Genomic DNA, 14,135 nt, shown 5'->3' on the forward strand with positions numbered 1-14,135 from the left:
TTTCCCCATTAGGCGATACTTAAGAGAGCTTATTTAGGGAGGAGACAATCATGTCGGTGTCTCGGACTATCGTTTCGGTTTGTATTCAGTGCTGGTTAGGAATCGGTTTTTTGATTTCATGTATGGCAATGCTTACACTAATAGGGCATGAACCATCTCCCTTCATTGTGGATAGTGTATCCTCCATTACCCAGTCTAGGGAGTTCCAATACGGACCTTTGACGTTAAGTTTAGAAAAAAACGGAGAACTAGGATTGGCACATTTTGTCGTTCGTAAGCTAGGTCACTTCTTTGTTTACAGTTTCATAGCATTAGTTTTACTACAGCTATTTAAAGGGGAATCATCTGTTTTTCGTACATTCATTGTCATTATTGTTGTAGCTATTTTTGCTGTGACGGATGAATTTATTCAAGCTTTTTTACCAGAAAGGACAGCGTTAATCACTGATGTGATTGTGGATCTTGCTGGATGCCTACATAGCGTTATCCTTTATAAAATATGGCATTACTCCATCTTAAAAGCTCTCGCATAGCGGGAGCTTTTTTAATGTGAAAGCTCAGCTTATACTGTTGAGTTTTGGAACAGAGCGTAGAAGCAAAATGCAACATTTCTCATTAACATATACTCTTTCAAAAATCACTACTATTATTTTTATAGTAAAAATAACCTATAGATTCGACAATGTACCTGGGTATTCTATGTTATTTTTGTAATATTCGTCATTTGGATGATATTTTAATGTAAAATTTATGCTAAAGTGTTAAAAAGGGAGAATAGAACTAATATTTTCTTAAAAAATCTTAGGGGGAAAAGATTTGAAACTTTTTACGTCATTTTTGATTGGCATTTTAGCATTTTCTTTATCCATGAATGGTGTTCAGGCTGCAGGGGAGTCAGTTACGGTTAAACTAGTAAACTATATTAAGGATACGACCGTAATCAAATTTAATGTGACAGGTAGTTATCAGATTGAAAATAGTAGCATTAAAATAGACAGTTCCCAGGCTGATGAATACAGTGTAAAAGCTGAAGCGGGTAAAGTGGTCCTTTATCGAGGCAATACCAAGCTTGAAGACTTCGGGAATTCCATGACGATCGTTCCAACGATTTCCAAATCGATGGACAGCTATGTGGGAATAGGTGACAAAAAATATCTCGGAGTAATGAAATTTGCAATTGAGGGAAAGTACATCCGTCCGATAAATACGCTCTCTATTGAGGAATATTTAAAAGGGGTAGTGCCTAGCGAAATGCCGGCCTACTGGGGAAATAATGGTGGAATGGAAGCATTAAAAGCCCAGGCAATCGCTGCTAGGACTTTCGCTTTACCACAGAAAGATTCTCTAATGGATAGTCAATCCAGTCAAGTTTATAAAGGTTATGACTGGTATCAAACGACAAACGAAGCTGTAGATGCAACTGCTGGAAAAGCACTAAAGTATAACGGGAAGTACATAGGTGCCTTTTATTCTTCCACAAATGGTGGAATGGTTATGTCCAATACGAACTCGTGGGGAAGTAGTTGGATTCCATATTTGCAGACGAAAGTAGATCCATATGATGAGAAGATGATAACAAGCTTTGATTATTGGGACTATACATTAGGAAAGCAACAAATTGACACTAAAAAACTAGATTTGAAAAAGCCTGAGTCCTGGTGGTCTAACGTGACTGAGCTAAGTTCAAACGTAACAGAAATAAAGAATATGAAGTCATGGCTATTATCTAAAGGGAAAATTAAATCTACAGATGAAATAAAAATCACTGATATTTCGAATATTAATTTCACAGTTCCACCATTTAAATCTGATGAAGTATTAAGAGGTAGTGTCGAGATTCAGTATTTCTTAAAAAGCAAAGATGGATTTGTTATGAATACAAATGGGGAATTGAAAAAGCATACGATGAAAATCGAGGATACTTCTTATAATATCCGATTTATGATTGGTACAACGATTATGAAAAGTCCTTATGTAAAAGAAATTAAACAAACGAGTAATTCATTTGTCGTCTCAGGTAGTGGGTTTGGGCATGGTATTGGAATGAGCCAATACGGAGCTTATCAACAATCCAAAGATGGACGTAATTACGAACAAATTCTATCATTCTATTATCCTGGGACAGAATTAGTCAAAGAATCATTTGAAACAAACTTGATTACACGTCTTGCGGGAAATAATCGATATGAAACTAGCGTAGCTATATCAAAAGATGGGTGGAAGCAATCATCCGATGTTGTTGTACTTGGAAGAGGAGATCTTTCAGTAGATGCTCTTACGGGAAGCGTTCTTGCTAAAAAGTACAATGCTCCATTACTTTTAACAAAAAGTGAGGGACTGCCTTCTGTCGTTGAGGAAGAATTAGATCGTTTACAACCTGAAAAGATTTATATTCTAGGTGGACCAGCAGCCATTTCAGAGAAGGTAGTTGATCAACTTTCTTCTAAAGGATATATTTCTGATGTAGAAAGAATAAGCGGTCAAAATCGATATGAAACGTCTATCGCAGTTGCTAATGAAGTAGGAAATAGTAATCAAGTGATTGTGACAACGGGAGATGACACTTCCCCTGATGCTCTATCAATCGCTCCTTATGCAGCTTCAAAGCAAATTCCAATCTTATTGACTAATAGTGAAAAGTTAAGTGAAGCTACTGGTTCGTATATGAATACAACGAAACCTGTTGCGGCTACGATTATCGGTGGGCAAAATGCGGTTTCAAGTGTTGTTGAGGACAAACTTGCTACAACTTCAACGGTCAAACGAGTTGCTGGCGATAATCGTTACGAAACAAGCGTGAAGATTGCAGAAACATTTGATTTTGAAAATAAGAGTGTTTTCTTTGCAAATGGAGATGTATTTATTGATGCACTTCCTGGATCGCCCTTTGCCGCTGCCATGAGCGCACCAGTCATTTTAACTAAGCAAAATAAACTATCGAATGAAGCTGAACAGTACGTTAAGAAATCAATGAGTAGAGAATACTACTTCCTGGGCGGGGAAGCTGCTATTAGTAAACCTGTTGAAGAAACAGTTGATAAACTATCAAATTAACTATGGACACCTCTCTTAAAAATAGAGAGGTGTTTTATGTTATTATAATTAAAATGGGTAATTTCATTTTTATAAGAACGTGGACATAACGAGAGACATATAGCAAAATAAACTCAGATAAGGATGTGATGTCTTGCACCAGGAAAAAGAAATTGAAATACTGTGCGATGCTTTACGAACATATTGGAATGAACATCCAGAGAAAAGTCTCGGTCATTTGTTGAAAGATCTACATAACAAGTACGAAAAATCAGAAGCGTTTACGGAAACGGATGATAAGCACTGGTTGCACTGGTTGCTAGAAAATAGTAAGCAGCGAGATCTTATTGAAAAAAAATACCGTAACCAATCTCAAATTAAAGATTTAGAGCATCATATTCGTCCTGAGCTTATGGAAGTGATCAAGCGATTTGTAGATTGAGTCAATTGCTTTGTTACTGCTAGAGAAGCTCGTAGATTAGTTGCTAATATAAATGAAAACTTACTATGTAAGAATCACTAATTAAAAGAGCCGTACTCGTCATAACGAGTACGGCTCTTGTTTTCCTTATAATCAAAAGGGGGGATTAAAGGGATTACTTAATGTTTCGGTTTATACGCTATTACGCTGGGGGTAGAATGGTAGGAAGAATGAAAGAATTTGATACAGTTCTCTTCGTGGGATAATATGGTAAAATTATACGAGTATACTTAGAAAGGGAGTGCTAAATATGGGAATTAGATTTGGTATTATGGGAACAGCCAATATTGCTAGAAAAGCTGTTATTCCAGCTATTCAAAATGCTCAAGGTGCTGAAGTGGTAAGTGTTGCTAGCGGTAGTGGTCGAGCAAGAGAATTTGCAGCAGAAATGGGTATTGAGCATTATCATGACAGTTATGAAGCGATGCTAGATGATCAATCAATCGATGCGGTTTACATTCCACTTCCCAATACATTACACAAAAAATGGACAATTGCAGCGGCTCAAAAAGGAAAGCACGTACTATGCGAAAAGCCTGCTGCCATTACAGCCCGTGATGCCATGCAAATGGTGCAAGCCTGTGAAGACAACGGTGTTATTTTTATGGAAGCATTTATGTATCAATTCCATCCCCAACATGAAATTGTAAGAGAAGTGATTGCTTCAGGTGAAATTGGTGACGTCAAGCATATGCGTACTAATTTTTCATTTTATATCGGTGACAAACCAAATAACATCCGTCTCAACAGTGAACTAGGTGGTGGCAGCATCTGGGATGTGGGATGTTACTGTATTCACTCCTCTAGGTTCATTATTGGAAGCGAACCATTAAAAGTTTACGCTCAGGCTTCCATTCCTAAGGAAGTTGGCGTAGATCTTTCGGCTGCAGGAATCTTTACGTTTGCAAATGGAGTAACAGCTTCATTTGATTGTAGCTTTGAACGACAAATGAGCAATTCCTATGAAATTCTTGGTACAAAAGGAAGTATTCATGTTCCATTTGCATACCGTCCAGACGCGCCTGGAGCTGGTGGTTTAATTCGAATTAAAAATAGCGAAGGCAACGTGAGAGAAGAAATGGCTGAAGGTGAGCAGTATACACTTATGGTTGAACATTTCACGCGTTGTGTTGAAAACCAGCATACACCATCATATTCCGGCGAAGCGACAGTAAATAATTTGAAAACGATAGAAGCTTGCTATGAATCTATTGATAAAAATCAACCAGTTGAGCTAGTATAATAAAAAAAGCACATTGGATTAGCCAATGTGCTTTTCTAGAAGTTCCTTCGTTCCTTCTGAATAGGACTTCTTGCTTGAAATAGAAGTGATATTCTTTTCTTCTGGTGTTTCACCTTCTCCAACCCAATGAAACGTAATGTTATCTAATTCATGCTCTCTAGCAGTTACAGCCATAACCATATCGCCGCCGCTATCTCCAAAAACAAACACTTTATCGGCAGATTGGATTTCATCAATAATCCACGTCGCTCCAATTTTTTAGACAAATCTGGATGAATCACATCGACCCCATAAGTGGAAACGACTGTTTTATTACCAGATTTAGAAGAAATCGAATCTACATCATCTGCGTATTCCTGTAGAGCTTCTCGTGTTTTCTTTAAGTGCTCTTTATTACCAGGGTCCCCATGTACGGCTTCAACCGTACCCATCGATTCTTTCGTCTGATCCCATTGAATAAGACCATCATATTGTTCTTTTTGACTAACTTTATATAATTTATCTTTTACCTCATCTGCAATCACATATTCCTCATCTAGCTCCCAGGAAGAAATATCGGTTCCGCGCCCTTTTATCGCCCCGTGCTCAGAAACACAATATAGGGAAGACCAATCAATTTCATCATCAAATAGAGGGAAGAGGTGATCGGAAAGCCAGCCTCTAGAACGCCCTGTGACGAAAGAAAGAATATGTCCCTCTGTTGCTAGCTTTTCAATCATCTTAACAACTTCTTTATCTGGTCTAGCATTCTCATCTGTTAGAACGCCATCAACATCAAACATATAAAAAGCCATATTAGCACTCTCCTATTCGAATTAAATTATGACTAGTATAGCGTTGTGGAGGATGGAAGGGCAAATAAAAAAGGGAGGAATATCCCTCCCTTTCTCAAATTAAATATTTACTTGTTCTGTTTGTACTTCACTAGATTGTGGGAATTTTTCATGATCCAAAGCACCAATTACAGAAGCTGTTAAAGCAAAAACAGTTGCCAAAGTGATAGCAAATTTTTTCATTTTCATTCTCTCCTTTAATTTAGTTAATGATTTTTTTTCTGGCATCATTGGCCAGACGATAATAATAACTAGCATTTTTGTATTGCGATGAATGATTATAATAATCAGCTAGTTTTTCACAATAATCAGTAACGTATTTCCAAGATTGTTTCTCTTCAAAATAAGGGATAGCCTCCTCTTTTAATAGGACCTCATAATCAGAGTTATATGTTTGTTTAACATGATGTTCTAAAATTTTAAAATGATACACGTAATTAATAACTTCATTATTCAGAGCTTGCTTTAATCCTGTTGCTAGCCACTTCTCTGCATTCTCTATTTTATTTAATTTACTATATTCAGTAGCAATTAAGTAAATAGTCTGTACTACTTCTTCAGAGTCATCTTCATTAATATATTGAAGACCAGATTTATAATAATCCAAAGCCTCAAGTGATAAACCCATGGCAGCGGATACCAAACCTAAGTTGTGGTAAACAATACTTTTTAAGTACTTATCATTAAATGATTCAGCATATTTCAAAGTGTTTTTGAAATGATTTGTAGCTTCTTCATAATTTAATATTCTTAAATTATTTATTCCAAGTAGAACTTCAATATCAGCACTTCTTTTAAAATTATACTCTTGATTAAATAATGATAGAGCTTTGACAGCGTGATTATTAGATAATGCTACTTGATATAGCCTTCCATGAACCAGCGCTTTTTGATAATAGAATTCACTCAGTTCCCCTACATCTAGGTTCATAGTTTTACTAAGCTTTTCTGCCTTTTTGTAGACTTCTAGAGAATCACTAAATTTCTTTAATTGGTAATAATACAATCCTAAAAAATAATAATAGTAGAATTCTAGATCATGATTTAAGCTTTCTTGAACTATATATAATCTCTCAAGTAAAGTATTAGATTTATCTAATTCTAAATTAAGAAGATGATAGCGAAATTTAAATAAAAGATAAGTAGTAAGTAGTATGGGATCTTCAATATTCTCAAACTCTTTTTCGATCTTTTTCTTCTTATTTTCAACCTGCTCGAGATCTCTTATTCTCATTTCTCTGTACCAGTCTTTTAGATACTTAGTCATTTCTGAGATTTTATCTTCATCATCAACCTGTTCTAAAGAGACACCTAGCTCATTACATAGATGTTCGACAAGTTCTTCACTTGGCTGGGCAAGTCCGTGTTCAATTTTACTTAGATAAGGAATAGAACAGATACCGGAAGCAAGTTGTTCTTGAGTGATGCCTTTCATTTGTCTGAAGTATCGGATTTTTGCTCCAATCATTCTTTGCTCCCTTTCTCCTAGAACTATTTGATTACAGTTTACTAAAAATTCTCAGAAAAGAGAATAGTTTTGAGGTTGGGAAATATAAACGAATTTATAGGGTTTAAATGCCTATTTTCGACGTAGTTTTCCCAACATGAGTTTGTCGAAAGAATTTTCGAACGATACTGACCATTATATGGTAAAATGATGAAAATGAAAAGGAGGTGTCGAAAATGCAAGAAGATCGGTTAGAACGCGTAGAAACAATGATCACGAGTTTGATTCAAATTATTGGAAGTATGCGGAAAGAACAACATAACCTCGAAGAAAAACTCCAGGCAATCCAGCAACAACACCAAAACCTTCTACACGAACGTGTTTAACCCCTTTTTCAGCGATAAAACTCCCAAATAAATGCGACTTTACTCCCCCTAAACCATTTTTTTCTAACTCTTATTGTGATACTATTCTAGTGATTTGTCGAAAAATTCGTTATAGACTAGAGATAGCAGAAATGAAGTTATTCAATCATGGGAGAGGTGTCACAACTGAAGTCAAAAACTATTTTTCTTTTGTTATTATGCAGTTTCTTCTTTTCAGTAAATCCTGAATTATCAGAGGCGGAATCTGATAATGAGACAGAGCGTATTCTTGTTACATATGAACAGACTAAAAGTCCATCAAGAGATTCGAAACTTTCTACTAAAGTAGAAGTGATTAATGTACCTGTCAATGAAGTAGATAAAATGATTGAACAATTTGAAGCAAATAAAGATGTTCAGCATGTCGAAATGGACCAACCAGTTTATTTAATGGATTCAGTACAACCCAATGACACTTTTTTATCATATCAAAAGCCATGGATCGACCAGATTCATCTCATAAAAGGGTGGGAGCTTGCTAATGTTGAATCAAGTTCATTAAAGGTTGCGGTAATTGATTCAGGAGTTGATCTGACTCATCCAGATTTAAAACCAAATCTTGTAGATGGGATTAACCTAGTGGAACCGTCTAAATCGGTTCAGGATATTGATGGTCATGGTACAAAAGTTTCTGGACTTATTGGAGCTGTAACGAACAATCAACTAGGGGTAGTTTCTCCTTCGCGTGGAACTTCGATTATGCCAATTAAAGTGACAGAAAATGGTACTGGTAATTTATCAACCGTTGTTCAAGGTATTCGTTATGCAATTGATCACGATGCAGATGTAATTAATTTAAGTTTAGGAAACTATAATAACTCGTTTGCTCTAAGAACTGTAATTGAAGAAGCGATTTCAAAAAATATTCTTATCGTAGGTGCAGCCGGTAATGATAATGATTCAGGAGTGGTTTTTCCAGCGGCTTATCCTGACGTTTTAGCCGTAGCCTCTGTTAAAACAGGAACTGAAGAAAAAGCTTCCTTTTCAAATTATGGATCATTAGTTGATATTGCTGCTCCTGGCACGGACATTTATAGTACTTCATTGAATGGAGAATATGCTTTTGACAAAGGTACAAGTATGTCTGCGCCAATTGTCGCTTCATCAGGTGTTTTACTAAAGGAATATGCTCCATATTTAACGAATAAGCAAACGTTTAAATTATTAAAGCAAACGGCTAGTGCTCTGACTAGTTCATACGACCTTGGAAGTGGCGTGTTAAATATGGAAGGAGCTATTAACGGAGTAACAGAGTTTAACCGTATCTATGGTGACACTGCAATTGATACAGCAATCGAAATTTCCAAAAATAATTGGACTACGTTGGAGGAACAAACGCTATCCATTGGAGGCGATAACAAGAAAGGTCGCTTCGTAGTACTTGCTCGCTCAGATGAATTTCCTGATAGCTTAGCCGCTTCTCCGCTTGCTTCTATGCTTGGTAGTCCGATTCTACTCACAAAAAAAATAGTCTATCTATCAATGTAATGAGGGAACTTAGTAGGTTATCTGCTAATCATGTTTTAGTTATAGGTGGGAATAATGCAATTCCTGAAGCAATTACAGAACAGCTTAAAGCGGAAGGGATATCGAGTACACGCATTGCAGGAGATAACCGCTATGAAACAGCGACTAAAATTGCGAATATCGTCGGTAGTGAAAAGACAAAAGAAGCATTCATCGTTTCTGGTGAAAAGTTCCCAGATGCTTTGTCTATTTCATCTTTTGCATCAAGGTTCGGAGCCCCTGTTCTTTTTACGAAAAGTGATTTTTTACCAGCTGAAACGAAGGATTTTTTGAACGATTTTGATCCAGACAAAGCTTATGTTATTGGTGGAGAATCGATCATCGGTAAGAGAGTCTACTCTCAAATCCCATCTTCCAATACGGAGAGAATTGGGGGAGAAGACCGCTTTGATACAAACTTCAAAGTATTGCTAAGGTTTGGAGTAGCAGAAAATAGTGAGGAAGTCTACTTTGCTACTGGTCTTAAGTTTCCAGATGCTTTAACTGGTGGGGCGGCTGCATCGTTATCAGGTCATTCTATTATTTTGGTTCACCCTACTAGAGAGAATAATGCTTTAGAGAAGTCCATTCTCTATTTGAATAATCAAGGAATAAATCAATATCGGATTCTAGGTGGTCCAGCAGCCATAAATCAAACAAAAGCTTGGGATATTGATCAAATGCTTGTTCAATAAAAAAGAAGCGTCAGTGAAAATACTGACGCTTCTTTTTATGTTATCTAGTTATCTGAGCGTTTGAGAGGATTTATTCACTACGTCATTATTAAGCTTTTATGGACAAAAGTCCTAAAATATCTACAAATTATCAAAAAATTTCACAATTTTAACAGTTAAAGATTGACTCTTAATCTCTTTATAATTAAACTGAAAATAGTGAATTATTATAATAATTCCGCTCATAAGGAGGATCGATTGCAGGAACTTCACAAATTACTAAGGGGGATTTAATTAAATGACGTTTAAGAAAAAAGTCCTGACTATTGTTGCGGGCGCTTCTCTTGTTGCTTCTTCATTCGCGGGAATGACGTATAATCCAGAAAAAGCTGAGGCCGCTTTAACAGAAACGAAGAAATTTAAGCTTCCTGTCACACGGGAGATTGCCTCACTTGCTGCAAGTGAACAATCAAAACAGGAATTAATTATTGTTGCAAACGAACACGGTGGGGCTGATCTTACAAAAGAACTTGAAAAACTTGGAGTGAAAGTAAAGAAGAATACAAACAACTATTTGTATCTTGCTGAAGTTCCAACAAATAAAGTTCTACAGGTATATCGTTTAGACTCTGTTGGTATGCTCGGGGCGAACAATGAAATCGTGCTGGATGAAGGTCCGAAAGAAGATACTGATCTTAAACCGAAAGTGAAAAACCCTGAAGATGTTGTTAAACCTGCAACCGAAGAAACTCACTCAGCAACCGGTGTTGATGAATTCCACGACAAGTACGATGGATCAGGAGTGAAGGTAGGGATTATTGACACTGGTGTCGATCCAGGCCACGAAGCCTTTACTCAATATAATGAAAAAGGCGAAATTATTTCTTCTAAAATTAAAGGCGTCGTAGATACAGTAGGAGAAGGAGACGTGTGGTTTCAGCAGGAAGCAGCTGAAGGCGACTCTATTACTGTAGAAGAAGACACATATAAAACAGAAGGTATTGATGCGGAAGACGATACATATTATTTCGGTACGTTGAATCCGGCATCTTATGATGTAGATGGAAAAGGCAAGCCGTTGTATAGAGACTTAAATGGAGATGGAACAGGAGATGCTAATTTCGATGTTCTTCTCGTAGATGACAAAGTCTATATCGATATCGATCAGGACAAAGATTTCACTGACGAAAAAGCATATGGCGAGGGCGATGTTGATAACATGGACCTTAACCCCGAAGACAAAGTAGCTGGTGCTAACTTTAGAATTGCAAGTCCTAGTCCTACTTATCAAGGTCATCAATTCCCGGATTCAACATTGTATCCATTCCCAGTTGCGACAATTTTCTTTGATGGTGACGGTCACGGTACACACGTATCTGGTATTACGGCTGCAAATGGGCCAGACCGAGAAAATGAAACTGGCGCTGTAGCAGCTGAAGGTGTAGCGCCTGGGGCAGATCTATACGGTCTAAAAGTATTTGACTCCGCCGGCAGAACTTACGGCTGGAGTATTGCGAATGCAATGTATCTTGCTGCTGTACCTGAAGAGTTAGGTGGATTTGGTACAGATGTCGTAAACATGAGTCTTGGCTCCTCACCAGACCTTAATGATGGATCCGGTGCTTATGCGAAAATCATTGAAGATATGGGCGAGCTATTCGATACGATTTATGTCACTTCTGCTGGTAATGATGGACCCGGCGTGGATTCTGTAGGTGCTCCTGGTGATGGAGTGAAAGCTCTTTCGATTGGAGCATACATTAACAGTAAGATGTGGGCAACTGAGTATGGATACTACCCATATGGGAAAAATGCAGATGGATCTCCAGTACAAGGTGAAGGTCTATGGTACTTCTCAGCAAACGGTCCAACTGAAGACGGTCAACAAAAACCAGACTTCGTAGCACCAGGATCTGCGTATGCTTCTTTCCCAGAGCATTTAGGTAATTACGAAGTTCTTCAAGGAACAAGTATGTCTTCTCCATATGTAGCTGGAGCGGTAGCAACACTAAAGCAAGCTGCCCTTAAAGATCGTATTCCGTTCGATTACGAGCTTGCTCGTGAAGCACTTATTCAAACAGCTGTTCATGTGGACGGCTACACGCGTGTTCAAGAAGGTGCTGGTTTAATTGATGTACCCGCAGCCTATGAATACATTCGCAAGCATTTTATTAATGAAGTAAAAGAAGTCAATGTAACGGTTTACCACGGTGAGAAAGTTTCTGGTGGACCAGGACTTTATGTTCGAAACAAAGAAGTACCTGAAGAAGTTAAAGTAATGGTAGAAAACCCAACAGATGAGACGAAAAACCTTAATATTTCATCAAACTCTGATTGGTTTACTCCTTCTGTGAAAAGCATCAAACTTGCACCAGGTGAATTTAAGGAAATGACTGTGAAGTATGATAAGAGCAAGATGAATATTGGTGTTAATGCAGGCACACTTTTGATCGATGATCCAGATACCGCTTATGCAGAAGCACGTTCTTTCCAAACCATCATACTTGGAGAAGACTTTACTTCTGAAGATCGTTTCCGTTTAACACATGAAGATGAAGTGCAGTCTTCGAAGACGAAGAGTTATTTCTTTAACGTTGAAGAAGGCGCACAAGAAGTGCGATTTGCCTTGGAAGCTCTTAAAGAAAACGATGAATTCCAGGGACGTGTTCGCATGCTTGTTATGAATCCTGATGGTGATCAGGTTAACGCATTCCAGGGGTATGCTGGTTATGATGGTATTGGCGTAGAAGACTATGTTGCGAAAAGTCCTAAGTCTGGTGTTTGGGAAGTAGCGGTCTATGGTACTGCAGCTCCAAAAGACGACCTTGATATGAACAAATTTAAACTAGAAGCATTCGTTCAGGATATTGTATCTAGCCCAGGAAGAATTGCGCTTGGTAGCGCTATGCCGGGAAGTGAAGTATCTAAATCTGTCACATTTGAAAACTACTTATCTACGAAACGCTCAGTAGAAGTAGTAGGCGGCGCATTTAGTAAGCCTGAAACAATGAAAAGCCGTGAAACAGTCAAAGGTGAGGGCGGCGTCTATGATAAGACAATGACCTTGAAGAATAATATTTCTCTCGATGTAGCAATCGGCAATACGAGTGATGCGGGCGATGATCTTGATCTTTACCTTTATCGTTCAAAAGATGGTAAAACGATTGGGGATTATATTGCCATTGATGCAGACGGAGATTCTGAAGAATCGTTCTCTGTTAAAAATCTTCCAGATGGTGAATATACAATCCGTGTAGAAGGTTATTCAACGGTTGGAGATACTACAGATTTCGACCTCTCTGTTACAGAAGCGAAGGTGCTTGAAGCTGGTGAAAAAGGTGCCGGTAAGATTGAAGTTACTGGTAAGTCTAGCTTTGATTTAGGGGTAGGTAAGAAAGCAACGACGGATGTGAAAATTACGACACCAGAAAATAGTGGTAAATATACAGCTGGAGTATTCTTGAAAGATAAAGCGACTGGTGAAGTTCTTTCAATCGTGCCTGTTGAAACAGATGGCGATATGGTAGAAGTGGTAGCAGGGGACAATCGCTTTGAAACGGCTATTGAAGTATCAAAGCAAATGTACCCAGAAGGAACTACTGCTGATACAGTATTCATCGCAACTGGATTTAATTTCCCGGATGCACTATCTGCTGGACCATTAGCAAGTGCTTACGATGCACCAATTTTACTTGCTAATAAAGATGGTATGCTTTCAGATGAAGTTCTAAACGAAATTTCTCGCCTAAAAGCTAAGAATGTGATGATTCTTGGTGGCGAAAATGCAATCTCGAAGAAAGTAAACACGCAGCTTGCAAACATAGGCGTAAGTACAGCTGATATCGAGCGCCTTAGCGGAGACACTCGTTATGATACGAACGTTCAAATTATTAATAAGCTTGCTGAAAAAGGTTCAACTAGTAAAGCGGTCTTCCTTGCTACTGGTAAAAACTTCGCAGACGCCCTAAGTGCAGCTTCCATTGCTGGTGCTAACGATATGCCAATTGTACTGACTGATGGAAAAACGCTTACTGAAGATGCGAAAAAGCTAATGAAAGGTAAGCAAGTATATGTTCTTGGTGGAGACGCGGTAATCTCAGATGAGGTAGTTGATATGACTGATGAACTATCGCTTACGACAAAACGCCTTGCCGGAGCAAACCGTTTTGGTACGCTTGTTGAAATTCATAAAGAACTAGGTACAAATACAGATCAACTGTTTGTTGCTAATGGAATGAACTTCCCGGATGCACTTGCAGCTGCACCACTTGTTGTGAAAGATCAAGGTAGTATGTTCCTTGTGAAGAGTGATGAAATCCCGAAAGAGATTGAATCTTATCTTGTTAAGTACTTTACAACAACGGATGTATCTGGAGCTAAAGTTCTTGGTGGAGAAAATGCCGTGAACAAAGATGTGAAGAATCAACTAAACAAATGGTTAAATAAGTAATTATCCCAAAAAGCCGCTCTCTTAAAAAAGAGCGGCTTTTTTA

General features: G+C 37.9%; 12 protein-coding genes. 8 read left to right on the top strand and 4 right to left on the bottom strand.

All coding sequences use genetic code 11. The annotated features are described in order from the left end of the window. The first annotated feature begins 50 nt into the window (after positions 1-50). The 4 genes from ACIFPW_RS16165 to ACIFPW_RS16180 all read left to right on the top strand — a co-directional run bounded on the left by ACIFPW_RS16165 (position 51) and on the right by ACIFPW_RS16180 (position 4,757). Positions 51-533, top strand: a complete 483-nt coding sequence (locus ACIFPW_RS16165; protein WP_430245806.1) for a VanZ family protein — start codon at positions 51-53, stop codon at positions 531-533. Positions 534-816: 283 nt separating this feature from the next. Continuing rightward, the gene (locus ACIFPW_RS16170) at positions 817-3,054 is read left to right on the top strand and encodes a SpoIID/LytB domain-containing protein (RefSeq protein ID WP_430245808.1); all 2,238 of its coding nucleotides are present in this window, start codon (positions 817-819) and stop codon (positions 3,052-3,054) included. A gap of 133 nt (positions 3,055-3,187) precedes the next feature. Continuing rightward, on the top strand, positions 3,188-3,475 hold the full coding sequence (locus ACIFPW_RS16175) for a hypothetical protein (protein ID WP_430245809.1): 288 nt from the start codon (positions 3,188-3,190) through the stop codon (positions 3,473-3,475). Positions 3,476-3,764: 289 nt separating this feature from the next. Further along, on the top strand, positions 3,765-4,757 hold the full coding sequence (locus ACIFPW_RS16180; protein ID WP_430245811.1) for a Gfo/Idh/MocA family protein: 993 nt from the start codon (positions 3,765-3,767) through the stop codon (positions 4,755-4,757). A gap of 18 nt (positions 4,758-4,775) precedes the next feature. Here ACIFPW_RS16180 and ACIFPW_RS16185 read toward each other — a convergent pair whose 3' ends face one another. The 4 genes from ACIFPW_RS16185 to ACIFPW_RS16200 form a co-directional block, all read right to left on the bottom strand. Further along, positions 4,776-4,931, bottom strand: a complete 156-nt coding sequence (locus ACIFPW_RS16185) for a hypothetical protein (RefSeq protein WP_430245812.1) — start codon at positions 4,929-4,931, stop codon at positions 4,776-4,778. Further along, positions 4,922-5,551 (bottom strand): HAD hydrolase family protein, encoded by a 630-nt coding sequence (locus ACIFPW_RS16190; protein WP_430245814.1) that lies wholly within the window; start codon positions 5,549-5,551, stop codon positions 4,922-4,924. The genes ACIFPW_RS16185 and ACIFPW_RS16190 overlap by 10 nt, the downstream gene beginning before the upstream one ends. 99 nt (positions 5,552-5,650) lie before the next feature. Continuing rightward, complete coding sequence (locus tag ACIFPW_RS16195) at positions 5,651-5,773, bottom strand: hypothetical protein (RefSeq protein WP_276511792.1); 123 nt, start codon at positions 5,771-5,773, stop codon at positions 5,651-5,653. Between the two features lie 19 nt (positions 5,774-5,792). Beyond that, positions 5,793-7,058 (bottom strand): helix-turn-helix domain-containing protein, encoded by a 1,266-nt coding sequence (locus ACIFPW_RS16200; protein WP_404683349.1) that lies wholly within the window; start codon positions 7,056-7,058, stop codon positions 5,793-5,795. A 215-nt stretch (positions 7,059-7,273) separates the two neighbouring features. Between ACIFPW_RS16200 and ACIFPW_RS16205 the strand changes: the two genes are divergently transcribed. From ACIFPW_RS16205 to ACIFPW_RS16220, 4 genes are all read left to right on the top strand, one after another. Continuing rightward, entirely contained in the window at positions 7,274-7,423 is a 150-nt protein-coding gene (locus ACIFPW_RS16205) for a hypothetical protein (protein ID WP_226615326.1), read from the top strand. 156 nt (positions 7,424-7,579) lie between these two features. After that, complete coding sequence (locus ACIFPW_RS16210) at positions 7,580-8,950, top strand: S8 family serine peptidase (protein WP_430245815.1); 1,371 nt, start codon at positions 7,580-7,582, stop codon at positions 8,948-8,950. Further along, entirely contained in the window at positions 8,950-9,663 is a 714-nt protein-coding gene (locus ACIFPW_RS16215; protein ID WP_430245817.1) for a cell wall-binding repeat-containing protein, read from the top strand. The genes ACIFPW_RS16210 and ACIFPW_RS16215 overlap by 1 nt, the downstream gene beginning before the upstream one ends. A gap of 277 nt (positions 9,664-9,940) precedes the next feature. Continuing rightward, positions 9,941-14,092, top strand: coding sequence for a cell wall-binding repeat-containing protein (locus ACIFPW_RS16220; RefSeq protein ID WP_430245819.1), 4,152 nt, complete (start codon positions 9,941-9,943; stop codon positions 14,090-14,092). Positions 14,093-14,135 lie beyond the last annotated feature (43 nt).

This window comes from Pseudalkalibacillus sp. NRS-1564 (genome assembly GCF_050467905.1).
GTDB classification, from domain to species: Bacteria; Bacillota; Bacilli; order Bacillales; family Guptibacillaceae; genus Guptibacillus; species Guptibacillus hwajinpoensis_B.